Below are 26,036 nucleotides of genomic sequence, written 5' to 3'. Positions count from 1 at the left end.
CAAGGAGTCAGGCCGGGAGACGGCGTCGGCGGGCCCGGGACGCGTGCTGCGCCCCCGGACCCGCCGACGTCGGACTCGCGGAACTCAGCCCGCGGTGGAGATCAGCTCCACTTGTTCCCGCGGCTCCACTTGTTGCCACGGCTCCACTTGTTCCCACGGCTCCACTTGTTGCCGGCACGCTCGATGCTCACGACGCCTCCTCAGGCACGAAGAACTGCTCTCTTCGATGCGGGTCACCCGGGCGCGGGGGCAGAGCGTCTGTCGGTACGGACCGCACCCGAGACATTGCTTCCCGTCACCCGTTCGGGACAAGCACGGACCATCACGGAAGAGTGACGCGTCGTCATGTCATCACCGTGCGTCATGCAAGATCACCGATCCGTCACCTGTACGCGTGACGGGTGAGGCGGATGGGGGAACGCGGGCCCGGCGGGAGCCGGCGGTGCCGCCGGACGGGCGGGCCGCCGAGACCAGGAGGAGCACGCCGGCGCCCCCGGAGGTGGCCACCCGGTGTCCACAGGGCGACCGCCCGGCGACCGGGGATCCACCCGATCGTGTCCACATCCGTCCACAGCCCCGTCCACAGCTCGTGGACAACGGGGACGGCGGCCTAGCCTCCGCGGCGTGCGCGACGACGACCGGACGGCGGAGCGGGGCTCGACGCTCCCCTTCGTCCTCGTCTGCTGGCTGGTCGCCGCGCTTATGGCGCTGGGCGCGATCGCCGCCTCCGACGCGTTCCTCGAGCAGCAGGAGGTGCAGTCGGTCTGCGACGGCGCCGCCCTCGCCGCGGCGAACCGCGCCGACGAGGCGGCGGTCTACGCCCGCGGCGTCGACGGCACGGTGCCGCTCACCCGCGCCGGCGCCCAGGCGGCCGTCGCCGACCAGCTCGCCGACGGCGGAACCCGGCTGGACGCCTGGTCGGTGGAGACCGACGGCGTCGAGGTCACCGTGCGCTGCACCCGGTCGGTCGAGATCGCGTTCGGCTGGCTGTTCCTGGCCGGCCGGCCGCTCGAGCGCACCGCCGTCGCGAGCGCGCGGGCGCCCACCGCCGGCTGACCGGGGGCGGGAACGCCGACGGCCCCCGACCGGAAGGTCGGGGGCCGTCTCGTACCGGTGGCGGGTGAAGGATTCGAACCTTCGTAGGCTAAGCCGACGGATTTACAGTCCGCTCCCATTGGCCACTCGGGCAACCCGCCGTGGTGGTACCGGAAGAGGATACAAGACGGCCCGACGGGGTTCTGCCGGGCCCGCCCGCGCGTCGCGCGCGAGAGGAAGGAGCCACGCACATGGCCGACTCGTCCTTCGACGTCGTCAGCAAGGTCGACCGCCAGGAGGTCGACAACGCGCTCAACCAGGCGGGCAAGGAGCTCTCCCAGCGGTTCGACTTCCGCGGCACCAACGCCTCGATCGCCTGGGCCGGCGAGGAGGGCGTCACCCTCACCGCCGACACCGAGGAGCGCGTGTCGGCCGCGCTCGACGTCTTCAAGGAGAAGCTCGTCAAGCGGGGCATCTCGCTCAAGTCGCTCGACGCCGACGAGCCGCAGTCCTCCGGCAAGTCCTACAAGATCTCCGCGCGCATCAAGCAGGGGATCGAGTCCGACGTCGCCAAGAAGATCGCCAAGCTGATCCGCGACGAGGGCCCCAAGGGCGTGCAGGCGCAGATCCAGGGCGACCAGCTCCGGGTGAGCGGGAAGAAGCGCGACGACCTGCAGGCGGTGCAGCAGCTGCTGCGTGGCGCCGACCTCGACGTCGCGCTGCAGTTCGACAACTACCGCTGATCCCGTCCGCGGCCGGACCCCGGGCGGCGCGGGCCGCCGGGTCCGGAGCGGCGGGCGGGGAACGGTGGATCGACCGTAGGGTGACCGCGTCCGCTGCCGGTCGAACGACGCTGGAGGCCCCGCACGTGCCTCGACCCCTTCCCGAGCGCCTCGAGGTCCTGCGGGACCGCATCCGCCGCGTCCCCCGCCCGTGGCGGCGCGTGCACGACGTCCGTGGTGGGCTGCAGGCGCAGGTGCAGCTCGGGATCCTCCGGGCGGTGGTCCTGGCCGCCCGCCCGCTCGGCCAGCGCGGCGCGCACCGGGTGACCTGGCGGCTGGCCCGCCTGTTCCGGCCGGGCAACGACGCCGTCGTCGACACCGACCACGGCCGCTTCCTCGTGCCGCTGGGCGACGGGTACGCGGTCAAGCTGCTGGACCCGGCCTACCACTACGAGCCCGAGCTGGAGCCGTACTTCACCGCGGCCATGCGCGCCGGCTGCGCGTTCCTCGACGGAGGCGCCAACCTCGGCTACTGGAGCGTCGTCGCCAGCAGCGAGTGCGACGAGCCGGGGCGCGTGGTCGCCGTCGAGCCCGTGCCGGCCATCTTCGCCCGGCTGCGCGAGAACGCGCGGCTCAACGACGACCGCTTCGTGTGCGAGCAGGCGGCGCTGTGGTCCGAGCCGGACGCGGAGGTCACCATGGCCAGCCACCCGCAGTGGCACGCCGGCTCGGGCGTGCTGCACGGCCCCCGAGCGGCGGCCGAGGGCCAGTACACGACGCAGGTCCCCACCACGACGATCGACCGCGTGGCGCAGCGCCACTGGCCCGACGGGCGGCCGCTGCTGATCAAGCTGGACGTCGAGGGCGCCGAGTCCGCCGCGCTCGCCGGCGGCGCGGACACCCTGGCCCACCGCGACGTGGTGCTGATCTACGAGGACCACGGCAGCGACGCCGAGCACGCCTCGACCCGGGCGGTGCTCGAGGGTCTCGGCTTCCGGGTCTACGCCTGCACCGGGAACGGACCGGTCGAGATCGGCGGACTGGACGACGTGGCGCGGATCAAGACCGACACCGTCCACGGCTTCAACTTCCTGGCCTTCCCGCCCCGCAGCACGGTGGGGCCGGCCATCCTCGCCGCGGCCGCCTGACGGCCGCGGGCCGCCTCAGCGCTGGCCGAGCTCGCGGGCCAACTGCTCCAGCCGGGCGATCCGCTCGGGCATCGGCGGATGGGTGGAGAACAGCGAGGCCAGCCCCTGCCCCCGGAAGGGGTTGGCGATCATCAGGTGGCTCTGGGTGACCAGCCGGTCGTCCTGCGGCAGCGGCCGGGCCGCGGCACCCCGCTCGATCTTGCGCAGCGCCGAGGCCAGCGCCAGCGGATCGCGCGAGAGCGCCGCGCCGGTCGCGTCGGCCTGGTACTCGCGGCTGCGGCTGACCGCCATCTGCACCAGCCCGGCGGCCAGCGGGCCGAGCACGACCAGCAGCAGGCTGCCCAGCGCGTTGCCGCCGCCGCGGTCGTCGGAGCGGCCGCCGAACAGCGAGGCGAACATCGCCATGTGCGCCAGGTAGGTCACCACCGTGGCCATCGCGCCGGCGACGCAGCTGATGAGGATGTCGCGGTTGTAGACGTGGGACAGCTCGTGGGCCAGCACGCCGCGCAGCTCGCGCCGGTCGAGCAGCTCGAGGATCCCCTGGGTGCAGCAGACCGCCGCGTTGCGCGGGTTGCGGCCGGTGGCGAAGGCGTTGGGCTGGTCGGTGGGGCTCACGTAGAGCCGGGGCATCGGCTGGCGGGCCTCGGTGGCCAGCTCCCGGACGATCGCGTAGAGCTGCGGGGCCTGCGTCTCGGTGACGGGGAAGGCGCGCATCGCGCGCAGCGCCAGCTTGTCGGAGTTGACGTAGGCGAACCCGTTGACGCCGAGTGCGATCAGCAGCGCGAGGAACAGGCCCGTCCGGCCGCCGATCAGCCCGCCGGCGGCGACGATGAGACCTCCCATCAGGCCCAGGAGCAGGGCCGTCTTGAGTCCGTTGTTCCAGCGGTGCACGTCCGGTCCAACGCCGGCCCGCGGGGGGCCGTTCCCCGGGGGCCATCGCGGCGTCAGGTGCGTCACCCGCGGAATGCACCGGCACCGCCGCGGGTTTCGGAAGAGGACGGCGCGACGCCCGTCCGGGCAGTATCGCCCCAGGCGTGTCCGGGGCCACACGACGCGCACCATCCACGCACGTAATCTCGGCCGGTGGAGGTACACCACTGATGACTGCGACCGACCCCGCCCTCGTGGCCGGCAGCTCGGCTCCCGGCGGGCTCGTGAAGAGCGTCGTCGAACTGGACCGGGTCGTGATCCGGCTCGCCGGCGACTCCGGCGACGGCATGCAGCTGACCGGCAACCGCTTCACGAGCGAGACCGCGTCCTTCGGCAACGACCTGTCGACGCTGCCCAACTTCCCCGCCGAGATCCGGGCGCCGACGGGCACCCTCCCCGGCGTCAGCTCCTTCCAGCTGCACTTCGCCGACCACGACATCATGACCCCGGGCGACGCGCCCGACGTCCTGGTGGCGATGAACCCGGCCGCGCTCAAGGCCAACCTCTCCGACCTGCCCGGCGGCGGGCTGCTGATCGTCGACTCCGACGAGTTCACCCCGCGCAACCTGGCGAAGGTCGGCTACGCGACCAACCCGCTCGAGGACGGCTCGCTCGACGGGTGGCAGACCGTCGCCGTCCCGCTGACGTCGATGACCCTCGACGCGCTCGCCGAGTCCGGCCTGGGGAAGAAGGAGGCCGAGCGCTCGAAGAACATGTTCACCCTCGGGCTGCTGTCGTGGATGTACCACCGGCCCACCGAGGGCACCGTCCGGTTCCTCGAGCGCCAGTTCCGCCGCAAGCCCGAGATCGCCGCGGCCAACATCGCCGCCTTCCGGGCCGGCTACAACTACGGCGAGACCACCGAGGCGTTCGCGGTCTCCTACGAGATCAAGCCCGCGCCGATGGCGCCGGGCCGCTACCGCAACATCTCGGGCAACCAGGCGCTGGCCCTGGGCATCGTCGCGGCCGGGCAGCGCTCCGGGCTGCCGGTGTTCCTCGGCGCCTACCCGATCACCCCGGCGTCGGACATCCTCCACGAGCTGTCCCGGCACAAGTCCTTCGGCGTGCGCACCTTCCAGGCCGAGGACGAGATCGCCGGCATCGCCTCGGCGATCGGCGCCTCCTTCGGCGGCGCCCTGGGCGTGACCACGACGTCGGGGCCCGGCGTCTCGCTGAAGTCCGAGGCCCTGGGCCTGGCGGTCATGACCGAGCTGCCGCTGGTCGTCGTGGACGTGCAGCGCGGTGGCCCGTCCACCGGCCTGCCGACCAAGACCGAGCAGTCGGACCTGCTGCAGGCGATGTTCGGCCGCAACGGCGAGGCGCCGCTGCCGGTCATCGCGCCCCGCTCCCCCGGTGACTGCTTCGACGCAGCCCTCGAGGCGGCGCGGATCGCGCTGACCTACCGCACGCCGGTGATCCTGCTGTCGGACGGCTACCTCGCCAACGGTGCCGAGCCCTGGTCCATCCCGGCCGTCGACGAGCTGCCCGACCTGCGGGTCGAGTTCGCCACCGCGCCCAACGGCGAGGACGGCGAGTTCCTCCCCTACCTGCGCGACCCCGAGACCCTCGCCCGGCCGTGGGCGATCCCGGGTACCGCGGGCATGCAGCACCGCATCGGCGGGCTGGAGAAGGCCGACCGCACCGGCAACATCTCCTACGACCCGGCCAACCACGACTTCATGACCCGCACGCGGCAGGCGAAGGTGGACGGCATCGCGGCGTCCATCCCGCCCACCGACGTCGAGGACCCGGACGGCGACGCGCGCGTCGCGGTCATCGGCTGGGGCTCGACCTACGGCCCCATCGGGGCGGCCTGCCGGCGGATCCGCCGCTCGGGCCGGTCCGTGGCGCAGATCCACCTCCGCCACCTCAACCCGATGCCGGCCGACCTCGGCGACGTGCTGCGTCGCTACGACCGGGTGATCTGCCCGGAGATGAACCTCGGCCAGCTGGCGCTGCTGCTGCGCGCCAAGTACCTCGTCGACGTCCAGAGCCACACCCAGGTGCGCGGGCTGCCCTTCCGGGCCGCCGAGCTCGCCGCCGTCATCCAGGACGTCATCGACTCCACGACCGGAGGAACCCAGTGAGCACCGTCGACCTCGGCATGCCCGAGGGTCCGATCGCCGACGCCATCGCCGCGTCCGTGGCCAGCCAGGGCGAGAAGCAGACCGCCCTCAAGGCCAAGGACATGAAGACCGACCAGGAGGTGCGCTGGTGCCCCGGGTGCGGTGACTACGTCATCCTCAACGCCGTCCAGAGCTTCCTGCCCAGCCTCGGCATCGCCCGCGAGGACATGGTCATCGTCTCGGGCATCGGCTGCTCGTCGCGCTTCCCGTACTACATGAACACCTACGGGATGCACTCGATCCACGGCCGCGCGCCGGCGATCGCGACCGGCCTGGCCGCCTCGCGGCCGGACCTGTCGGTGTGGGTCGTGACCGGGGACGGCGACGCGCTGTCCATCGGCGGCAACCACCTGATCCACACGCTGCGCCGCAACGTGAACATGACGATCCTGCTGTTCAACAACCGGATCTACGGGCTCACCAAGGGCCAGTACTCGCCCACCAGCGAGGTCGGCAAGGTCACCAAGTCCACGCCGATGGGCTCGCTGGACCACCCGTTCAACCCGGTGTCGCTGGCGATCGGTGCCGACGCCACCTTCGTCGGCCGGGCCATGGACTCCGACCGCAAGGGCCTCACCGAGGTGCTGCGCCAGGCGGCGGAGCACCAGGGCACGGCACTGGTGGAGATTTACCAGAACTGCAACATCTTCAACGACGGCGCGTTCGAGCTGCTCAAGGACCCGGCGACCGGCCCCATGTGGACCATCCCGCTGGTGCACGGGCAGCCGCTGGTGTTCGGACCGGACGGCGCCTCGTGCGTCGTCCGCGACGAGGCCGGGGGGCTGCGGATCGCCGAGACCAACCAGGTCGACGCCTCGGAGATCGTGGTGCACGACGCGCACCGCACCGACCCCTCCTACGCGTTCGCGCTCTCCCGGCTGTCCAGCCAGGACCTGCGCTACACGCCGATGGGCGTCTTCCGCGCGGTGCAGAAGCCGACCTACGACCGGCTGATGGCCGACCAGCTCGAGGACGCCCGGGCCCAGGGCCCGGCGGACCTCGACGCTCTGCTGGCCGGCGGGGACACCTGGACCGTCAGCGCCTGATCACCGGCACCGGCCCGCCTCCCGCAGGGAGGCGGGCCGGTGGCGTTCCCGGGTCATCCCGCCCGCAGCACCCCGGTGAGCACCGGCAGGGCCCGGCGCAGCTCGTCGCGGGCGGGCGAGGCGAAGCCGAGCACGATGCCCGCGCCGGTCGCCGCGAGCGAGTGCCGGGCCAGGCCGTCCAGCGCCAGGCCGGCTGCGGCGGCCCGGGCCCGCACGTCCTCCTCCGTGGCCCGGTCCGGCAACGGCACGAGGACGTGCGCCCCGGCGGGGTCGCCCTCCACCCGGCGGCCGGCCGCGACGATCGCCTCGGCCACCTCCGCCCGCCGGCCGGCCAGCTCGCGGCGCAGCCGCCGCAGGTGCCGGGCCAGGTCACCGCTGGTGGCCAGCGCCCCGAACACCCGCTGCCCCGCCCGTGCCGGCCGGGTGGCGGTGACCGTGCGCCGCTCGACCAGCCGGTCCCGCAGCTCCGCCGGGGCCACCATCCAGCCCACCCCGAGCGTCGGGCTGACGATCTTGCTCGTCGTGCCGAGGTGCACGACGACGTCCCGGCCCAGGGCCCCCAGCAGCGGCAGCGGGGCGACGTCGTAGCGCAGCTCGCCGTCGTAGTCGTCCTCGAGCACCAGCAGCCCCTCGGCGCGGGCCCGGGCGACCAGCGCCACGCGCCGGGACGCCGACATCCGCCGTCCCCTCGGGTACTGGTGCGCCGGCGTGCAGTACACGCCGGCCAGCCCGGCCGGGAGCGCCTCGACCACCAGGCCCTCGTCGTCCACCGGCACCGGCACCGGCTCGACGCCGGCCGCCCGCAGCGCGCCCACCACCCGGCCGTAGCCCGGGTCCTCCACCGCCACCCGGCTGCCCGGGGGGAGCAGCCCGGCCACCTCGGCGACCGCCGCCGAGGTGCCGGCGGTGGCCAGCGCGTCGCCGGGCCCGGCGACCAGGCCGCGGTGGCGCAGCAGGTGCTCGGCCACCGCGGCGCGGAAGACGGGATCGCCCTCCGGAACGGGGTGGGCGTCCGGGGCGGCGTCGCCGGCGGCCCGCCACGCCCGCCGCCACGCGGCCCGGTCCAGCACCTCCAGGCACGGCGTCCCGGCCCGCAGGTCCACCGGCCCGGGGCCGGCGGGTGCCGGCCGCCGGGCAGCCGCGGGCGCCGTCGGAAGCCCGGCCACTGAGCCGACCACGAAGGTGCCCACGCCGCGCCGGCTGCCGGCCCACCCCTCGGCGAGCAGCTGGTCGTACGCCGCCGCGGTCACCGTGCGGCTGAGCCGCAGCGCGGCGGCCAGGGCGCGGGTCGACGGCAGCCGGTCGCCGGGGCGCAGGGTGCCGTCGGTGGCCGCGGCACGCAGCGCGTCGGCCAGCTGCACCGGCAGCGGCGTGCCCGAGGTGCGGTCCAGCACGACCGGCGGCATGTCCAGCACGGCACCCCCTCGTTAGTGGCCTGCCGGAAAGCTACGGGATTGGCCCTGGGAGGAGGCCACCGGCTGCTCCAGGATCGTCGGCATGGACACCGCCGCGCCGCCGCTCTCCCCCACTCCCCGCAGCACCCTGACCCGGCTCGCCGAGCGTGCCCGCAGCGACCGCGCGGACCTGTACGCCGTCCTCGACGCCGGGCTGGTCGGCCACCTCGGCGTCGTCCTGGGCGGCGCGCCGGTGGTGCTGCCCACCGGCTACGGACGGCGCGGCGACACCCTGTACCTGCACGGCTCGACGGGTGCGACGACGCTGCGCGCGGCCGCCGCCGGCGCGCCGGTCTGCTTCACCGTCACCCACCTCGACGGCATCGTCTACGCCCGCTCCTCGTTCCACTTCTCGGTCAACTACCGCTGCGCGGTCGTGCACGGCACGGCGCGGGTGCTCACCGACCCCGACGAGCGGCTGCTGGGCCTCGAGGTGCTCACCGAGCACCTCGCCCCGGGCTCGTGGACCGAGACGCGGCAGCCCGACCGCAAGGAGCTCGCCGCCACCGCCGTGCTCGCCCTGGACCTCGCCGAGGCCAGCGTGAAGGTGCGCACCGGCCCGCCGGGCGACGACGAGCGCGACCTGACCGCGCCGGTCTGGGCCGGGGTGCTCCCGTTGCGCACCGTCGCGGGCGAGCCGGTGCCCTGCCCGCTCCTGCCCGACGGCGTCCCGGTGCCGGCCCGGGTGCACGACCGGACGGTCAGCCCGCCTCCGGCGTGACCCGCAGCAGGAGGTCCTCCCCGCCGCCGTTGTCCGTGGTCACGTAGAGGGCGCCGTCGGTGCCCAGCTGCGGGGTGCGCAGCCGGCCGTAGGCATCCTCCAGCTCCGGGATCCGGAAGGCCTCCTCGAGGGTGCCGTCGTCGGCCAGCCGCAGCGCCAGCAGGCCGGTGTCCTTCTGCACGCCCACCACGAGCAGCCCCTCGTAGGAGGCCCAGTCGTCGCCCTCGAGGAAGGTGCCGCCGGAGGTGGCGATCGTCGGGTCGCCGGAGGCCCAGGCCGCCGGCAGCACGCCGGAGATGGCCGGATCGGTCATGGGCACGCTCTCGTCGTACCCGCCGCCCGCGCCGTCGGGGTCGTAGCCGCCGTTGCCGCCGGCCCGCAGCAGGGTGACCTCGTCGTCCCGGCCGGTGCCCTGCTCGACCGCGTAGACCTGGCCGGAGCCCGGGCGCACGGCCAGCCCCTGCACGTTGCGGTGCCCCGTCGTCCAGATCCGCGGATCGGCGCCCGGCTGGCCGGCGAACGGGTTGCCCGGCCAGGCCTGCCCGGTCGCCGGGTCGACGCGGAGCACCTTGCCGGCGGCGGTTCCGAGGTCCTGCGGATGGCTGCCGACGGCGTTGTCGCCGGTGCCCACGAGCAGGGCGCCGTCGGGGTCGAAGCGCAGCCGGCAGCCGCCGTGCCGGCCGATCGCCTCGTTGGCCGGGATGCCGCCGACCAGCGGATCGGCGACCCGCTCGGCGCTGGTCCAGTCGGCGGAGACGGTCCAGGCGACCACGGCGATCGAGGCGCCGGTCCCGTCCTGCACGCCCTGGCAGGTGTAGAAGCGGCGGCTGTCGGCGAAGCCGGGGTCGAGCACCAGGCCCATGAGGCCGGTCTCCCCGTCGGCGAACAGGTCGTCGAAGTCGGCGTCGACGGCCCGCACCGCGCCGTCGGGCCGGACGGCGGTCAGCCCGCCCCCGCGCTCGTCGAGCAGCAGCGTGCCGTCGGGGGCCTGGGCGACGTCCCACGGGTGGTCCAGGCCCTCGGCGACGACCTCCACGCGCAGCGCGGGCGACCCCTCGGGCGGCTCGGCGGCCGGCGCGGCGTCGGAGCAGCCCGTCAGCGCGAGCAGGAGAGCGAGCCCGGCCCCCGTGCAGGGTCCCGCCGCGAGCCTGCCAGCGGTGGGGGGCACCGCCCCGGCCCCCGTGCAGGGTCCCGCCGCGAGCCTGCGAGCGGTGGGGGGCACGGGGGTCCTTACTCAGCTCGTGCGGGTGACCACGTACTCGCAGAGCGCCGCCAGCGCCTCGCGCACCGGCCCCTCGGGCACCGCGGTGAGCCGGCCGCGGGCCCGGTCGGCGTACTGGCGCAGCACCCCGGTGGCGCGGGTCAGCGAGGCCGAGGAGCGCAGCAGGGCCAGCGCCTCGGCGTGCTCGCCGTCGTCGGTGATCGGCCGGGCGACCAGCTCGCGCAGCCGCGCCTCGGCCGGGTCGTCGCCGGCGAGGGCGAACAGCACCGGCAGCGTGGCGATGCCCTCGCGCAGGTCGGTGCCCGGCGACTTCCCGGACGCGCCGCCCTCGCTGACGATGTCGAGCAGGTCGTCGGACAGCTGGAAGGCGACGCCGACCTCCTCGCCGAAGGTGGTCAGCTCGGCGACCAAGGCGTCGTCGACACCGGCGAACGAGGCGCCGAAGCGGGCCGAGGTGGCCACGAGCGAGCCGGTCTTGTCGGCCAGCACCTCGAGGTAGTGGGCGATCGGGTCCTCGCCCGGCGCGGCGCCGACGGTCTCCCGGATCTGGCCGGTGACCAGCCGCTCGAAGGTGCGCGCCTGGATCCGCACCGCCTCCGGGCCGAGGTCGGCCAGCAGGTCCGACGCCCGCGCGAAGAGGAAGTCGCCGGTCAGGATGGCGATGCTGTTGGTCCAGCGGGTGTTCGCACTCGGCGCACCCCGGCGGACGGCGGCCTCGTCCATGACGTCGTCGTGGTACAGCGTGGCCAGGTGGGTCAGCTCGCAGACGACCGCGGCGTCGGTGACCTCCGGCGCGTCCGGGTCGCCCAACTGCGCGGCCAGCAGCGCCAGCAGCGGCCGGAAGCGCTTGCCGCCGGCGGCCATGAGGTGCCCGGCCGCCTCCTGCACGAAGGGGTGGGGGCTGTCGACGGCGGCGACGAGCGCGGTCTCGACCCGCGCCAGGCCGTCGGCCAGCGCGGTCCCCAGCGCACCCTCGGGCAGCCAGGGACCGATCGTCGACGCCGGGGAGGACCCCCGGTGCCAGACGTCGCCGCTCGGGACGCCGTCGACTGCGGCGCTGGCTCCGGTCATCAACCGACGAATCTAGCCGCCTGTTCGGCCAGGTCGAGCACCGCCCCGGGCACGATCCCCAGGACGAGTGTCGCCGCGGCGCTGATCGCCACCACGATCGTGGTGGGCAGACCCGGGACGCCGACGGTGGGGCCGTCGGCGGCCGGCTCGGAGAAGTACATGAGGACGACGACCCGCAGGTAGAAGAAGGCGGCCACCGCGCTGGCCAGCAGGGCCACCACCGCCAGCGGCCAGGCGCCGGCCTCGATCGCGGCGCGGAAGACGGCGAACTTCCCGGTGAAGCCGCTGGTGAGCGGGATCCCGGCGAGCGCCAGCAGGAACAGCGTCATCACCGCGGCCAGCAGGGGTGAGCGCTGGCCGAGCCCGGCCCACTGCGAGAGGTGGGTGGCCTCGCCGTCGCCGTCCCGGACCATGGTGAGGACGGCGAACGCCCCGAGCGTGGTCAGGCCGTAGACGAGCAGGTAGAACATCGTGGCCGCGAGGCCGGTGCCGTCGGCGCCGCCGCCGAAGCCGATGACGCCGGTGAGCAGGAACCCCGCGTGCGCGATCGAGGAGTAGGCCAGCATCCGCTTGAGGTCGGTCTGGGTCAGGCCGAGCACGGCGCCGACGACCATCGAGACGATCGCGATGCCGTAGACCAGCGGCCGCCAGGTCCACTCGCTGGTGCCGAAGGCGACGTAGAGCAGCCGCAGGATGGCGCCGAAGGCCGCGACCTTGGTGCAGGCGGCCATGAACGCGGTCACCGGCGTCGGGGCGCCCTGGTACACGTCCGGCGTCCAGCTGTGGAACGGGGCGACGCTGGCCTTGAACATCAGGCCGACGATCAGCAGGCCGAGCCCGAGCACGAGCAGCACGTCGCCGCCGCCGCCGGCCACCGCGTCGCGGATACCGCCCAGGCGGATGGTGCCGGTGGCGCCGTAGACCAGCGCGAGGCCGTAGAGGAAGAAGGCCGAGGCGAAGGCGCCGAGGAGGAAGTACTTGACCGCGGCCTCCTGCGACAGCAGCCGCCGGCGGCGGGCCAGGCCGCTGATCAGGTACAGCGGCAGGCTGAGCACCTCGAGCGCGACGAACATGACCAGCAGGTCGTTGGCCGCGACGAACAGCATCATGCCGCCGATGGCGAACGTGGCCAGGGGGTAGACCTCGGTCTGCACCCGGGGCTCGGTCAGCAGCTCGCGGTCGCGGACGCTGCCGGCCGGCACGGCGGCCGAGGCGACGAACGCCGAGCGGGCCGGGTCCAGCGCCCGCTCGGCGAACAGCAGCACCGAGAGCGCGCCGAGGCCGGCGATCGTCGCCTGCAGGAACAGCGCCGCCTCGTCGACGGCCAGGGCTCCGGCGGCCGTCACTTGGCCGACCTCACCGGTGCCGGCCAGCAGCAGGGTGCTGACCAGCCCGCCCACGGTGCCGACCAGGGCCACCCCGACCTGGGCGGGGTGGCGGCTCTCCCGGGGCGCGAACGCCTCGATGAGGACGCCGATGCACGCGGCACCGAACAGGAACAGCAGCGGCGTCAGGGCCGCCAGCGAGAGGTCGGGGGCCTCGATCATGGGGTGGTCCCCTCGTTCTCCGGGCTGGGAGCGGCGTCGCCGGCGGCGGGCGTGACCCCGTCGGGATCGCCGCCGACGTCCTCGACGGTGGCGGCCACCGACGGCTCGATGAGGTCGATCAGGGGCTGCGGGTAGACGCCGAGCGCGATGATCAGCGCGACCATCGGGGTGACCACGGCGATCTCCCGGCGGGAGAGGTCGCGCAGCGGCCGGGTGGCGGCCGGCGCCGGGGCGGTCAGCGTGGCGGCGGCCGCACCGCCACCGGTGCCCCCGCCTCCGATGCCCTCGGCGAACGGCTGACCGGCGGCGTCCGGCGGGAACAGCACGCCGCGGGGCGGGCCGTGCATCGTCCGTTGGTAGACCAGCAGCACGTAGAGGGCGGCCAGGATGATGCCGACCGTCGCGAGGATCGTGTACACCGGCCGGGTCGGGAACGAGCCGATCAGCACGAGGAACTCGCTGACGAAGCTGTTGGTGCCGGGCAGCGCGAGCGAGGCGAGGCCGGCGACGAGGAAGACCCCGCCCAGCAGCGGCGCCCGCGAGGCCACCCCGCCGTAGTCGACGATCCGCCGCGATCCGCCGCGGGCGATGAGCATGCCGACCACCAGGAACAGCAGGCCGGTCGCGATGCCGTGGTTGACCATGTACAGCACCGCGCCGGTGCCGGCCTCGGTGGTGAAGGCGAAGATGCCGAGCGCGATGAAGCCGAAGTGGGCGATCGAGGTGTAGCTGACCAGCCGCTTGAGGTCGCTCTGCCCCATCGCCAGCAGCGCGGCGTAGAGCACGCCGACGACGGCGAGCACCAGCACCAGCGGCGCGAGGTCGCGGGAGGCGTCGGGGAACAGCGGCAGGCAGTAGCGCAGGAAGCCGAAGGTGCCCACCTTGTCGAGGACGCCGACCAGCAGCACGGCGCCGCCGATCGGGGCCTCGGCACCGGCGTCGGGCAGCCAGGTGTGGAAGGGCACCAGCGGCGCCTTGATCGCGAAGGCCACGAAGAAGCCGAGGAACAGCAGCTTCTGCACGGCCGGGTCGAAGGTCAGCGCGTTGAGCGCCTCGAAGGCGAAGGTGCCCTCGCCGGCCTGGGCACCGGCCACGTAGAGGCCGATGACCGCGGCCAGCATGACCAGCCCGCCGACCAGGCTGTACAGGAAGAACTTCACCGCCGCGTACTGCCGTCGCGGCCCGCCGAAGCTGCCGATCAGGAAGTACATCGGAACGAGCATCGCCTCGAAGAAGACGTAGAACAGGAAGACGTCGGTGGCCGCGAAGACGCCGACCATGAGCGCCTCGAGCAGCAGCAGCCAGGCGAAGAACGTCTTCATCGACCGGTGGCCGGTCGAGGTGTCCTCCCACGAGGCGCCGACGACGACGGGCACCAGCACGCCGATGAGCAGCAGCATCACCAGCGCGATGCCGTCGACGCCGAGGGCGAAGGACACGCCGAAGTCGGGGATCCAGGAGACCGACGTCGTCAGCTGGAAGCGCGGGCCGTCGGTGTCGAAGGCGACCGTCGCCGCGACGGCGAGCACCAGCACGACCAGGGAGATCCCCAGCGCGAGCTGCTTGGCCAGCACGTCGCGGCCGCGCGGCAGGGCGGCGACGACGCCGGCGCCCACCGCCGGGACGGCGATCATGGCCAGCAGGTACGGGAAGCCGTTCACGCTCGGGGCACCTCTTCCGACGTCGTCGTGCCTGCTCGGGGGCTGCCGCTCATCCCGCCGTCACCGCCAGGAGCGCCCCGGCCACCAGCACCGCGCCGCCGAGCATCCCGAGGGCGTAGGTGCGCACGAAGCCGGTCTGCGCGCGGCCCAGCCGGGCCGAGGAGCCGCCGAGCGTGGCGGCCAGGCCGTTGACCGCGCCGTCCACCCCGCGGTTGTCCACCCAGACCAGCGCCCGGGTGAGCCACTGGCCCGGGCGCATGAACAGCGACTCGTTGACCGTGTCGGCGTACAGCGCCTTGCGCGCGGCGCGCACCACCGGCGAGACCCGCGCCGGCGCGACCTCCGGCACCTCGCGCCGGCCCACGAACAGCCAGGCGGCGAGGACGCCGAGCAGCATCACGACGGTCACCACGATGCCGACGGTGAGTGGGGCGACCACGTGCGCGGCCTCCTCCGGCTCGCCGAACACCGGGGCCAGCCAGTCCTGCAGCGGGAAGGCCTGCACCAGCAGGAAGCCGGCGGCCACCGAGCCGACGGCGAGCACCACCATCGGCAGCGTCATCACCGACGGCGACTCGTGCGGGTGCACGTCCTCGGTCCAGCGCGGCCGGCCGAAGAAGGTCATGAGCATCAGCCGGGTCATGTAGAAGGCGGTCAGCCCGGCGCCGAGGACGGCGACCCCGCCGAGCACCCATCCGGAGACGCCGCCGCGGTCGAGCGCGGCCTCGATGATCGCGTCCTTGGTCCAGTAGCCCGACAGCAGCGGGAAGCCGATCAGCGCCAGGTAGCCCAGCCCGAAGGTCACGAAGGTGACCGGCAGCTTCTTCGCCAGCCCGCCGAAGCGGCGCATGTCCACCTGGTCGTTCATCGCGTGCATGACCGAGCCGGCCCCGAGGAACAGCCCGGCCTTGAAGAATCCGTGGGTGAGCAGGTGGGCGATGCCGGCGGCGTAGCCGACCGGTCCGAGCCCGACGGCCAGGAACATGTAGCCGATCTGGCTGACCGTGGAGTAGGCCAGCACCTTCTTGATGTCGTCGTGGGCGCAGCCGACGATCGCGCCGATCATCAGGGTGATCGCCCCGATGGCCAGGACGACGGTGCGCGCGGTGGGCGTGAGGTCGTAGATCGGCGCCGAGCGGGCGATCAGGTACACCCCGGCGGTGACCATGGTCGCGGCGTGGATCAGCGCGGAGACCGGGGTGGGACCCTCCATGGCGTCGGGCAGCCACGCCTGCAGCGGGAACTGGCCGGACTTGCCGCAGGCGCCGAGCAGCAGGAGCAGGCCGATCGCGGTGATCGTGCCGCCGGCCAGGGTGCCGATCGCGCCGAACACGCCCTCGTAGGAGACGGTGCCCAGCTGGGTGAACATCAGGAAGATCGCCAGCGCCAGGCCGACGTCGCCGACCCGGTTCATGATGAACGCCTTCTTGGCCGCGGTGGCCGCGTTCGGCCGGTCGTGCCAGAAGGCGATCAGCAGGTAGGAGGCCAGGCCCACGCCCTCCCAGCCGACGTAGAGCGCCACGAAGTTGTCGCCGAGGACCAGCAGCAGCATCGCGGCGACGAACAGGTTCAGGTAGGCGAAGAACCGGCGCCGCCGCGGGTCGTGGCTCATGTAGCCGATCGAGTACACGTGGATCAGCGCGCCGACCCCGGTGATCAGCAGGACGAAGACCGCCGACAGCGGGTCGAACAGCAGCCCGGCGGAGACGTCCAGCGAGCCGGTGGCGACGAAGGTGAACAGGTGGACGGCGACCGACCGCTCGCCCTCCTCCGCCCCGGCCAGCTGCAGCGTGCAGGCCAGCCCGAGCACGAACGCCGCGGCCACCGTGGCGGTGCCCAGGAGGTGACCCCAGCGGTCGGTGGCCCGGCCGCCCAGCAGCAGCACCGCGGCGCCGGCCAGCGGGAGCGCGATGAGCAGCCACGCGGAGCCCAGCAGGCCCTCGGCGGGCACGGTGGCCAGCTCTGCGGACGTGATGTCCATCCCCGGGTTCCCCGTCCCTCGCAGGTCAGTACTTCAGGAGGTTGGCGTCGTCGACCGACGCCGAGCGGCGGGTCCGGTAGATCGACATGATGATCGCCAGGCCGACCACGACCTCGGCCGCGGCGACGACCATCACGAAGAAGGCCATGATCTGGCCGTCGATGGTGCCGGTGGCCCGGGCGAAGGTGACCAGGGTGAGGTTCACCGAGTTGAGCATCAGCTCGACGCACATGAAGACGACGATCGCGTTGCGCCGCACCAGCACGCCGACCGCGCCGATGGTGAACAGGATCGCGGCGAGCACCAGGTAGTGGGTGAGCGTCACCGCGGGTCACCGCCCGAGGCGCCGTCCTGGGTGCCGAGCGCCGCGTCGGGGCTGCCGAGCTGGGCCCGGCCGGTGGGACGCGGCATCTGGTCGACCTCCTGGGGCTCGATGCCCGTGGCGAAGCTGTCCTCGGCCAGCCGGCCGTCGGGCAGCAGCGCCGGTGCGGCGACGGAGTTGGCGCGGGCGTAGACGCCGGGGCCGGGGAGGGTCTGCGGCCGGTCGCCGTCGAGGAACCGGGCCCGCGACAGCTCCTTCTGTGTGCGCCGGGTGCCGGGCTCGCGCTCGATGTGGGCGAGCACCATCGCGCCGACGGCTGCGGTGATCAGCAGCGCGCTGGTGACCTCGAACGCCAGCAGGTACCGGGTGAACAGCACCTCGGCGATCGCGCGGATGTTGCTCTCGTCGCCCTGCGCCGCCGCCAGCCCGGCGGCGGGCAGCTCCTGGGTGGCCCGGGCGATGCCCGCCCCGACCAGCCCGGCGAAGCCGATGCCCAGCACGATCGCCGCCACCCGCTGCCCGCGGAGGGTCTCCACGACCGAGTCCGACGAGTCGCGCCCGACCAGCATGAGCACGAACAGGAAGAGGATCATGATCGCGCCGGTGTAGACGATGATCTGCACCGCGCCGAGGAACGGCGCCTCCTGGACGACGTAGAAGACGCCCAGGCACAGCATGGTGTTGACCAGCCACAGCGCCGAGTGGACGGCGTTGCGCGAGAGCACCATGCCCAGCGCGCCGGCCAGGGCGATCGGCGCCAGCACCCAGAAGACGACGGCCTCTCCCCCGCCGAGCTCCACGCCGGTGTCCGCGGCCGCGGCGAGCACGCTCATGCGCGCTCCCCCTGCACGTAGTAGTCCTTCTCGTCCGTGCCCAGGCGCATCGGGTGCGGCGGCGCCTCCATGCCCGGCAGCAGCGGGGCCATCAGCTGCTCCTTGGTGTAGATGAGGTCGCGCCGGTTGTCGTCGGCCAGCTCGAAGTCGTTGCTCATCGTCAGCGAGCGGGTCGGGCAGGCCTCGATGCACAGCCCGCAGAAGATGCAGCGCAGGTAGTTGATCTGGTAGACGCGGCCGTACCGCTCACCGGGCGAGTAGCGGGCGTCCTCGGTGTTGTCCCCGCCCTCGACGTAGATGGCGTCGGCCGGGCAGGCCCAGGCGCACAGCTCGCAGCCGACGCACTTCTCCAGCCCGTCGGGGTGCCGGTTGAGCACGTGCCGCCCGTGGTAGCGCGGCTTGGTCACCTTGGGCGTCTCGGGGTACTGCTCGGTGGTCACCTTCTTGAAGATCTGCGCAAAGGTGACGCCGAACCCCTGGCCGGGCGCCGGCAGGAGGCTCCTGCGCTGCGCCGGCACCTCGCCGGGCCGGCCGGCGCGCTCGACCGCGCCGCCCGCGGCGGCCTGCGCCAGCCCCTTCTCGGACCCGCTCGTGGCGGGGTGCTGCTCAGACATCGCCGTCCTCCTGGACGCGGGTGCTGCCGGAGCCGCGGCGGCCGGTGCTCACGACGCCCCCCTCGGGACGCGCGCCGGCCCCCACCGGCTCGCTGCGGCGCAGCCGCGGCGAGGGCGGGACGACGAGGTCCATCGGCGGGACGGGGAAGCCCCCCTCGGCGCGGCTGGGGCCGGTGCGCTGGGCCGGCCGGCGCCGCGGGCCGGCCGGGGGCAGCACCTGGGGCTCCGGTTCGGTCGGGTGGTTGGAGCCGGCGGCGGCCTTCTCCGCGGCGATCCGGGTGGTGCGGTTGCTCATCCGGCTGGCGATCAGCAGCGCGGCGAGCACCAGCAGGGCGATCGGGACGCCGACGAAGACGGCCACCTGACCGGCGGAGAGGTCGGCCTCGCGGGAGACCGTCCGCATCGTGGCGACGACCAGGATCCACACCAGCGCGGTGGGGACCAGCACCTTCCAGCCGAAGCGCATGAACTGGTCGTAGCGCAGCCGGGGCAGCGTGCCGCGCAGCCAGATGAAGACGAACAGCGCGACGACGACCTTGAGGAAGAACCAGAGCATCGGCCACCAGCCGGAGTTGGCGCCGTCCCAGATCGACAGCGGCCACGGGGCCCGCCAGCCGCCGAGGAAGAGCGTCGCGGCCAGGGCCGAGACGGTGACCATGTTGATGTACTCGGCGAGGAAGAACAGCGCGAACTTCAGCGACGAGTACTCGGTGTGGAAGCCGCCGACCAGCTCGCTCTCGGCCTCGGGGAGGTCGAAGGGCGCGCGGTTGGTCTCGCCGACGACGGCGATGGCGTAGATGACGAAGCTGACCGGCAGCAGGACGGCGAACCAGCTGGGGCCGGTGAACTCCAGGCCGAAGAACGACAGCTGGTTGCCGTCGGCCTGGGCGGCGACGATCTCCGAGGTCGACATCGAGCCCGCGTACAGGAACACCGCGACGATCGACAGCCCCATCGCGATCTCGTAGCTGACCATCTGGGCGGCGCTGCGCAGCCCGCCGAGCAGCGGGTAGGTCGACCCCGAGGCCCAGCCGGCCAGCACGATGCCGTAGACGCCCATCGCCGAGCAGGCCAGGACCACCAGCACCCCGACGGGGGCGTCGGTGAGCTGCAGCGGGGTGCGCTCGCCGAAGATGCTGACCGTCGGCCCCATGGGGATGACCGAGAAGGCCAGGAACGCGGGGACGGCGGCGATCACCGGGGCCAGGAAGTAGACCGGCTTGTCCGCCAGCGCCGGCATGATGTCTTCCTTGAACGCCAGCTTCAGCCCGTCGGCCAGGCTCTGCAGGTAGCCGCGCGGACCGACCCGGTTGGGGCCGCTGCGCTGCTGCATCCGCGCGACGACCTTGCGCTCGAAGACGATCGCGAACAGCGTCATCAGGACCAGCACGACGAAGACGCCGACGATCTTGATGAGCACGATCCACCACACGTCGTGCCCGAAGTCCTCCAGCGTGGGCTGGTCGGGGCTGGCGAGCAGGCTCATGCGGCACCTCCGGCCACCGTCAGGCGGACGACGCAGCCGGGCGCGGTGCCCAGCTGGGCGCGCACCTCGCTGCCGGGCGAGCGCATCGGCACCCACACCACCCGGTCGGGCATCTCGGTCACCTGCACCGGCAGGGTGATCGCCCCGGTCGCGCCGGTGACGGTGAGCCGGTCGCCGTCGGCCAGGCCGAGGCGGGCGGCGACGTCGCGGCCGACGCGGGCGACCGGCGGCCGGGCGGTGCCGGCCAGCTCGGGCTCGTCGCGCTGCAGGGTGCCGACGTCGAGCAGTTGCCTCCAGGAGGCCAGCACCGCCTCGTCGTCGGCCGGCTCGGGATCGGCCGGCGGCGGCACGTCGAGCCCGGCGACCCGCGCCGGCGGCGGAACCGCGCCCAGGGCGGCGAGCTCGGCGCGCGCGGCCTCCACCGTGGGCAGCCGCAGGTCGACGTCCAGGGCGTCGGCCAGGCCGTGCAGCACCCGGCCGTCGGTCAGCAGCCCGGTGCCGTGGAGGGTGGCGTCGAACGGGCGCACCCGGCCTTCCCAGTCCAGGTAGCTGCCGGCCTTCTCCGGTGCCGCGGCGACCGGGAGGACGATGTCGGCGTACTCGGTGACCGTGCTCGGCAGCATCTCGAGGCTGACCACGAAGCCGGCCGCGGCCAGCGCCGCCTCGGCCAGCCGCGGGTCGGGCAGGTCGGCGGGGTCGACGCCGCCGACCAGCAGGCCGCCCAGCACGCCGTCGCGGACGGCGGTGAGGATGCCGGTGAGGTCGCGGCCGGGCGCGGCCGGCAGCGCGCCGGGGGCCAGGCCCCAGCGCGCGGCGACGTCGGCGCGGTGCGCGGCGTCGGGAACGCTGCGCCCGCCGGGCAGCAGCCCCGGCAGGGCGCCGGCCTCGACCGCGCCCCGCTCACCGGCGCGGCGGGGCACCCAGGCGACCCGGGCGCCGGTCGCGCGGGCCAGCTCGGTGAGCGCCGACAGCGCGCCGGGCAGCTCGGCCAGCCGCTCACCGGCGAGGACGACCGCGCCGGGCTGCCGCAGCGCCTCCACCGCGGGGCCGCCCCAGGTGCCGGCGGCCAGCGCGGCCAGCGAGCGGGCCTCGGTGCCCGGCACGGTGCCCAGGACGGTGGCCTGCAGCTTGGCCGCGGCGCGGGTGGCGAACGGCGCGAGGTCGAACACCGGCAGGCCGCGGGTGCGCACCGCGCGGCGCAGCCGCAGGAAGACGATCGGCGACTCCTCCTCCGGCTCCAGGCCCGCGAGCAGGACGGCGGGCGCCGCGGAGAGGTCGTCGTAGGTGACCGCCCCGCCGCCGGGGAACCGGCCGGCCACGTGCGCGGCGAGGAAGGCCTCCTCCTCGGCGGAGTGCGCGCGGGCGCGGGCGTCGACGTCGTGCGTGCCCAGCGCGACCCGGGCGAACTTCGCGTAGGCGTAGGCGTCCTCGACGGTGAGCCGGCCACCGGGCAGCACGCCGACGCCGCCGGCCGCGCGCGCGGCCGCCAGGCCCTCGGCCGCCGCGGCCCAGGCCTCGGGCCACGAGGCGGGCTCCAGCCGGCCGTCGCGGCGGACCAGCGGCGTCATCAGCCGCTCGTTGGCCGTGGCGTACCGGAAGGCCCAGCGGCCCTTGTCGCAGTTCCACTCCTCGTTGACCGCGGGGTCGTCGCCGGCCAGCCGGCGCAGCACCTTGCCGCGGCGGTAGTCGGTGCGCTGGGCGCAGCCCGACGCGCAGTGCTCGCAGACGCTGGGCTCGCTGCGCAGGTCGAACGGCCGGGAACGGAAGCGGTACTGGGCGCTGGTCAGCGCGCCGACCGGGCAGATCTGGGTGGTGTTGCCGGAGAAGTAGGAGGTGAACGGCTCGTCCTCGTAGATCGCCACCTGCTCCAGGGCGCCGCGCTCGAACAGTTCGATGAACGGGTCGCCGGCCACCTGCTGGGAGAACCGGGTGCACCGCGCGCACAGCACGCAGCGCTCGCGGTCCAGCAGCACCTCGCTGCTGATCGGCAGCGGCTTGGGATAGGTGCGCTTGACGTCGACGAAGCGGGTCTCGGCGCGGCCGTTGCTCATCGCCTGGTTCTGCAGCGGGCACTCGCCGCCCTTGTCGCACACCGGGCAGTCCAGCGGGTGGTTGATCAGCAGCAGCTCCATCGTGCCCTGCTGCGCCTTGTCGGCGACCGGGCTGGTGAGCTGCGTCTTCACCACCATGCCGTCGGTGACCGGCATGGTGCAGGAGGCCACCGGCTTGCGCTGGCCCTCCACCTCGACCAGGCACTGCCGGCACGCGCCGACCGGCTCCAGCAGCGGGTGGTCGCAGAACCGCGGGATCTGGACGCCGATCATCTCGGCGGCCCGGATGATCAGCGTCCCCTTCGGCACGGCGACGTCGAAGCCGTCGATCACGCAGTGGACGGCGTCCGCCGGGGTGTGCGGTCCGGGCGCGCCCGGCGGCACCGCGGCCGCCGGCGGTGGGCTGGCAGGCGTCATGGTCACGAGGCGGCCCCCACGGGCTCGAGGCGGAGGGAGCGGCCCAGCCGGCCCTGCTCCTCGGGCGGGAGCAGTGCGACGTAGTCGTCCCGGAAGTACTTCAGCGAGCTGGCGATGCAGCTGGTGGCGCCGTCACCGAGGGCGCAGAAGGAGCGGCCCAGGATGTTGTCGCAGGTGTCGGTGAGCAGGTCCAGGTCGGCTGCCGTCCCGCGGCCGTGCACGATCCGCTCCAGGATCTGGACCAGCCAGTAGGTGCCCTCCCGGCACGGGGTGCACTTGCCGCAGCTCTCGTGCGCGTAGAACTCGGTGAACCGCAGGGTGGCCTCGACGATCGAGTCGGTCTCGTCGAAGACCATGAGCGCGGTGGTGCCGAGCATCGAGCCGGCGGCGGCCACCGAGTCGAAGTCCAGGGGGACGTCGAGGTGCTCGGCGGTGAAGTAGGGCGTCGACGAGCCGCCCGGCGTCCAGAACTTGAGCTGGTGGCCGGGCCGGACGCCGCCGGCCATCTCCAGCAGCTCGCGCATCGTCGTCCCCATCGGGGCCTCGTACTGGCCCGGCCGGACGACGCGACCCGACAGCGAGTAGATCTTCGGGCCCGGGGACTTCTCCGGGCCGAACCGCTTGAACCAGTCCGCCCCGCCGCGGACGACGAACGGCACGGTGGCCAGCGTCTCCACGTTGTTGATGACCGTGGGGGCGCCGTAGAGGCCGGCGACCGCGGGGAACGGCGGCTTGAGCCGCGGCTGGCCGCGGTAGCCCTCGAGGGAGTCCAGCAGCGCCGTCTCCTCGCCGCAGATGTAGGCCCCCGCGCCCGCGTGCACGACCAGCTCCAGGTCGTAGCCCGAGCCGAGGATGTCGCGGCCGAGGTAGCCGGCGGCGTAGGCCTCCTCCACGGCCGAGACCAGCCGGCGGTGGGCGTGCACCGCCTCGCCGCGGACGTAGATGACGGCGAACCGGCAGCGGATCGCGTACGCCGAGATGATCACGCCCTCCACCAGGGAGTGCGGGTCGGTCATCATCAGCGGGAGGTCCTTGCAGGTGCCCGGCTCGCCCTCGTCGGCGTTGACCACGAGGTACTTGGGCATCGCCGCCGGGCCGGTGGGCGTCTCCCCCGGCTTCGGCTGCGGGATGAAGCTCCACTTCATGCCGGTCGGGAAGCCGGCGCCGCCGCGGCCGCGCAGGCCGGAGTCCTTGACCAGCGTGACCAGCTCGTCGGGAGCCATGGTCAGCGCGGTGCGGAGGGCCGAGTAGCCGTCCAGCCGCTCGTAGGTGGCCAGCCGCCAGGGCTGCTCGGCGCCCCACCGCGAGGTGAGCACGGGGGTGAGGGGCATGTCAGGCCTCCCGCTCGGTGGACGTCTCGCTGGAGCCGCGTTGCTCGGTGCCGGTGCGCCCGTCCGGCAGCCGCCGACCGGCGGGCTCGGGGGCGTCGGGGTGCGAGCCCGCGGCGCCGGCCCGCTCCGCGGGGGTGTCGGCGGCCGCGACCCGGGCGTCGGCGGCCTCCTGCCCCGGCGTCTCGCCCGTCCGACCGGACGGCGCGACGGTCTCGGCCGGCTCGTCGGCGTCGGGCGCCGGGGCCTGCGGGCCGTCCATCGGCGGGGCGGACTCCCCGCGCTCGGCGGCCAGCCGGACGCCGGCCAGCGTGGGCTCCAGCGCGCCGGGCGCGTCGACGGCGGCGGCCGGGTCGTCGTACTGCGAGAAGCCGGCCAGCTGGCGGGAGATGCCACGGAAGTCGGTGAGCGGGGCGCCGCGGGTGGGGTGCGGCTTCTCGCCGCGGCGCAGCGCGGCCACCAGCTCGCGGGCGCTGTCGACGTCCTGCTGGTCGTAGAACTCGTAGTCGACGGTGACCACCGGCGCGTAGTCGCAGGCGGCCAGGCACTCGGCGTGCTCGAGGGTGACCGAGCCGTCGGGCGCGGTCTCGTCGTGGTGGACGCCGAGGTCGGCCGAGAGCGCGTCGAAGATCCGCTGCCCGCCGAGGACGGCGCACAGCGTGTTGGTGCAGACGCTGACCAGGTGCCGGCCGGTGGGGCGGCGCTTGTACATCGTGTAGAAGGTCGCGACCGCGCCGACCTCGGCCTTGGTCAACCCGAGCTCCTCGGCGCAGAGCGCCACGCCCTCCGGGGAGACGTAGCCCTGCACCGACTGGACCAGGTGCAGCATCGGCAGCAGCGCCGAGCGGGCGACCGGGTAGCGGGCCATGATCTCCCGCGCCTCGAGCCGGGTCTGCTCGGTCAGCGGTGGCAGGTCGGCCGGGGCGGGCAGCACCGGGCTCGAGTCGAGCCCGGTGACCGCCGTCCCCTCGGCGGAACCAGGAAGGGCGCTCATCAGCGGTCCACTCCCCCCATGACGGGGTCGATCGACGCGACCGCGGCGATGACGTCGGCGATCATGCCGCCCTCGCTCATCGCGGCCGTGGCCTGCAGGTTCACGAAGCTGGGGTCGCGCACGTGGACGCGCCACGGGCGGGTGCTGCCGTCGCTGACCACGTGGTAGCCGAGCTCGCCGCGGGGCGACTCGATCGGCACGTACACCTGGCCGGCCGGCACCCGGAAGCCCTCGGTGACCAGCTTGAAGTGGTGGATCAGGGCCTCCATCGAGGTGCCCATGATGTGCGCGACGTGCTGCGGGGAGTTGCCCATGCCGTCGGGCCCCAGCGACAGCTGCGCGGGCCAGGCGATCTTGCGGTCCTCGACCATCACCGGGCCCGGCTCCAGCCGGTCCAGCGCCTGGGCGATGATCCGCATCGACTCGTTCACCTCGGCCATGCGGACCAGGTAGCGGCCCCAGGCGTCGGAGGTGTCGGCGGTGGGCACCTCGAAGTCGTAGGTCTCGTAGCCCAGGTAGGGCTCGACCTTGCGCAGGTCCCAGGGCAGGCCCGCGGCGCGCAGGATCGGCCCGGTCACGCCGAGCGCCACGCAGCCGGTGACGTCGAGGTAGCCGACGTCCTTGAGCCGGCGCTGCCAGATCGGCTGGCCGGTGAGCAGCCGGTGGAAGCCGGTCACCCGCTCCGGCATGACCTCGAGGAACTCGCGGATGTGCTCGACCGCGCCGGGCGGGAGATCCTGGGCCAGGCCGCCGGGGCGGATGTAGGCGTGGTTCATCCGCAGCCCGGTGATCTCCTCGAGCAGGTCGAGGACCAGCTCCCGCTCGCGGAAGCCGTTGGTCATGCCGGTGAGGGCGCCCATCTCCATGCCGAAGGTGGCCAGCGCGACCAGGTGCGAGGCGATCCGGTTGAGCTCCATGACCAGCACGCGGATCGTCTGCGCCCGCTGCGGCACCTCGATGCCCAGCAGCTTCTCGACCGCCATGCAGTAGCCGGCCTCGTTGAACAGCGGCGCCAGGTAGTCCATCCGCGTCACGAAGGTCGTGCCCTGCGTCCAGTTGCGGTACTCGGTGTTCTTCTCGATGCCGGTGTGCAGGTAGCCGATGGTGACCCGGGCCTTGGTCACCGTCTCGCCCTCGAGGTCGAGGACCAGCCGGAGGACGCCGTGCGTCGACGGGTGCTGCGGCCCCATGTTGACGACGAGGCGCTCCTCGCCGTCCAGGTCGACGCCGAAGGTCTGGTCCCAGTCGCCGCCGGTGACCGTGTAGACGCGGCCCTCGGTGGTCTCCCGGGAACCGGCGTACGGGTCGTGAGTGGTGGTCATCGGGT

General features: G+C 73.9%; 21 protein-coding genes and 1 tRNA gene. 6 read left to right on the top strand and 16 right to left on the bottom strand.

Annotation, left to right across the window (positions count from 1 at the left end):
• Nucleotides 1–624 precede the first annotated feature (624 nt).
• Entirely contained in the window at nt 625–1,056 is a 432-nt protein-coding gene (locus tag ACI79R_RS03125; protein WP_456572114.1) for a pilus assembly protein TadG-related protein, read from the top strand.
• Between the two features lie 58 nt (nt 1,057–1,114).
• Here the strand turns inward: ACI79R_RS03125 and ACI79R_RS03120 are convergent.
• Nucleotides 1,115–1,196 (bottom strand) — tRNA-Tyr (locus ACI79R_RS03120).
• A gap of 90 nt (nt 1,197–1,286) precedes the next feature.
• Between ACI79R_RS03120 and ACI79R_RS03115 the strand changes: the two genes are divergently transcribed.
• Both ACI79R_RS03115 and ACI79R_RS03110 read left to right on the top strand, forming a co-directional pair.
• Complete coding sequence (locus ACI79R_RS03115; RefSeq protein ID WP_456572113.1) at nt 1,287–1,778, top strand: YajQ family cyclic di-GMP-binding protein; 492 nt, start codon at nt 1,287–1,289, stop codon at nt 1,776–1,778.
• A gap of 125 nt (nt 1,779–1,903) precedes the next feature.
• Nucleotides 1,904–2,905 carry an FkbM family methyltransferase gene (locus tag ACI79R_RS03110; protein ID WP_456572112.1) on the top strand — a complete coding sequence of 334 codons (1,002 nt, stop codon included), beginning with the start codon at nt 1,904–1,906 and terminating at the stop codon, nt 2,903–2,905.
• A gap of 15 nt (nt 2,906–2,920) precedes the next feature.
• Here the strand turns inward: ACI79R_RS03110 and htpX are convergent, their stop codons facing one another.
• Nucleotides 2,921–3,796 (bottom strand): zinc metalloprotease HtpX, encoded by an 876-nt coding sequence (htpX, locus tag ACI79R_RS03105; RefSeq protein ID WP_456572111.1) that lies wholly within the window; start codon nt 3,794–3,796, stop codon nt 2,921–2,923.
• Nucleotides 3,797–4,005: 209 nt separating this feature from the next.
• Here htpX and ACI79R_RS03100 point away from each other — a divergent pair, with 209 nt between their 5' ends.
• A complete protein-coding gene (locus ACI79R_RS03100; RefSeq protein WP_456572110.1) occupies nt 4,006–5,922 on the top strand; it encodes a 2-oxoacid:acceptor oxidoreductase subunit alpha in 1,917 nt (638 codons plus the stop codon).
• Nucleotides 5,919–7,007 carry a 2-oxoacid:ferredoxin oxidoreductase subunit beta gene (locus ACI79R_RS03095; protein ID WP_456572109.1) on the top strand — a complete coding sequence of 363 codons (1,089 nt, stop codon included), beginning with the start codon at nt 5,919–5,921 and terminating at the stop codon, nt 7,005–7,007. Before ACI79R_RS03100 ends, ACI79R_RS03095 begins: the two co-directional genes overlap by 4 nt.
• 53 nt (nt 7,008–7,060) lie before the next feature.
• Here ACI79R_RS03095 and ACI79R_RS03090 read toward each other — a convergent pair whose 3' ends face one another.
• A complete protein-coding gene (locus tag ACI79R_RS03090; protein ID WP_456572276.1) occupies nt 7,061–8,413 on the bottom strand; it encodes an aminotransferase-like domain-containing protein in 1,353 nt (450 codons plus the stop codon).
• Between the two features lie 91 nt (nt 8,414–8,504).
• On the opposite strand from ACI79R_RS03090, the gene ACI79R_RS03085 reads away from it, so the two are divergent.
• Nucleotides 8,505–9,182, top strand: a complete 678-nt coding sequence (locus tag ACI79R_RS03085; RefSeq protein ID WP_456572108.1) for a pyridoxamine 5'-phosphate oxidase family protein — start codon at nt 8,505–8,507, stop codon at nt 9,180–9,182.
• Here the strand turns inward: ACI79R_RS03085 and ACI79R_RS03080 are convergent.
• The 13 genes from ACI79R_RS03080 to ACI79R_RS03020 form a co-directional block, all read right to left on the bottom strand.
• Entirely contained in the window at nt 9,163–10,350 is a 1,188-nt protein-coding gene (locus ACI79R_RS03080) for a PQQ-dependent sugar dehydrogenase (protein ID WP_456572107.1), read from the bottom strand. The two genes, ACI79R_RS03085 and ACI79R_RS03080, sit on opposite strands and share 20 nt — an antisense overlap.
• A 66-nt stretch (nt 10,351–10,416) precedes the next feature.
• The gene (locus ACI79R_RS03075) at nt 10,417–11,475 is read right to left on the bottom strand and encodes a polyprenyl synthetase family protein (RefSeq protein ID WP_456572106.1); all 1,059 of its coding nucleotides are present in this window, start codon (nt 11,473–11,475) and stop codon (nt 10,417–10,419) included.
• On the bottom strand, nt 11,475–13,022 hold the full coding sequence (gene nuoN, locus ACI79R_RS03070; RefSeq protein ID WP_456572105.1) for an NADH-quinone oxidoreductase subunit NuoN: 1,548 nt from the start codon (nt 13,020–13,022) through the stop codon (nt 11,475–11,477). The genes ACI79R_RS03075 and nuoN overlap by 1 nt, the downstream gene beginning before the upstream one ends.
• Complete coding sequence (locus ACI79R_RS03065; RefSeq protein ID WP_456572104.1) at nt 13,019–14,683, bottom strand: NADH-quinone oxidoreductase subunit M; 1,665 nt, start codon at nt 14,681–14,683, stop codon at nt 13,019–13,021. Before ACI79R_RS03065 ends, nuoN begins: the two co-directional genes overlap by 4 nt.
• A 49-nt stretch (nt 14,684–14,732) precedes the next feature.
• The gene (gene nuoL / locus ACI79R_RS03060) at nt 14,733–16,664 is read right to left on the bottom strand and encodes an NADH-quinone oxidoreductase subunit L (protein ID WP_456572103.1); all 1,932 of its coding nucleotides are present in this window, start codon (nt 16,662–16,664) and stop codon (nt 14,733–14,735) included.
• Between the two features lie 25 nt (nt 16,665–16,689).
• Nucleotides 16,690–16,989 (bottom strand): NADH-quinone oxidoreductase subunit NuoK, encoded by a 300-nt coding sequence (gene nuoK, locus ACI79R_RS03055; protein ID WP_075013278.1) that lies wholly within the window; start codon nt 16,987–16,989, stop codon nt 16,690–16,692.
• Complete coding sequence (locus ACI79R_RS03050) at nt 16,986–17,819, bottom strand: NADH-quinone oxidoreductase subunit J (protein WP_456572102.1); 834 nt, start codon at nt 17,817–17,819, stop codon at nt 16,986–16,988. The genes nuoK and ACI79R_RS03050 overlap by 4 nt, the downstream gene beginning before the upstream one ends.
• Nucleotides 17,816–18,433: an NADH-quinone oxidoreductase subunit NuoI gene (nuoI, locus tag ACI79R_RS03045; protein WP_456572101.1), complete on the bottom strand. Its 618-nt coding sequence runs from the start codon at nt 18,431–18,433 to the stop codon at nt 17,816–17,818. The genes ACI79R_RS03050 and nuoI overlap by 4 nt, the downstream gene beginning before the upstream one ends.
• Nucleotides 18,426–19,919, bottom strand: a complete 1,494-nt coding sequence (gene nuoH / locus ACI79R_RS03040; protein ID WP_456572100.1) for an NADH-quinone oxidoreductase subunit NuoH — start codon at nt 19,917–19,919, stop codon at nt 18,426–18,428. Before nuoH ends, nuoI begins: the two co-directional genes overlap by 8 nt.
• A complete protein-coding gene (locus ACI79R_RS03035) occupies nt 19,916–22,387 on the bottom strand; it encodes an NADH-quinone oxidoreductase subunit G (RefSeq protein WP_456572099.1) in 2,472 nt (823 codons plus the stop codon). Before ACI79R_RS03035 ends, nuoH begins: the two co-directional genes overlap by 4 nt.
• A gap of 2 nt (nt 22,388–22,389) precedes the next feature.
• The gene (gene nuoF / locus ACI79R_RS03030; protein ID WP_456572098.1) at nt 22,390–23,718 is read right to left on the bottom strand and encodes an NADH-quinone oxidoreductase subunit NuoF; all 1,329 of its coding nucleotides are present in this window, start codon (nt 23,716–23,718) and stop codon (nt 22,390–22,392) included.
• Between the two features lies 1 nt (nt 23,719).
• The gene (nuoE, locus tag ACI79R_RS03025; protein WP_456572097.1) at nt 23,720–24,709 is read right to left on the bottom strand and encodes an NADH-quinone oxidoreductase subunit NuoE; all 990 of its coding nucleotides are present in this window, start codon (nt 24,707–24,709) and stop codon (nt 23,720–23,722) included.
• Nucleotides 24,709–26,031, bottom strand: coding sequence for an NADH-quinone oxidoreductase subunit D (locus tag ACI79R_RS03020; protein ID WP_456572096.1), 1,323 nt, complete (start codon nt 26,029–26,031; stop codon nt 24,709–24,711). The genes nuoE and ACI79R_RS03020 overlap by 1 nt, the downstream gene beginning before the upstream one ends.
• Between the last annotated feature and the right edge of the window lie 5 nt (nt 26,032–26,036).

The sequence above is a fragment of the Blastococcus sp. SYSU D00820 genome (genome assembly GCF_054050695.1).
The sequence above is the reverse complement of the archived record's forward strand: the minus strand, read 5'-3'. Positions and strand labels throughout refer to the sequence as shown.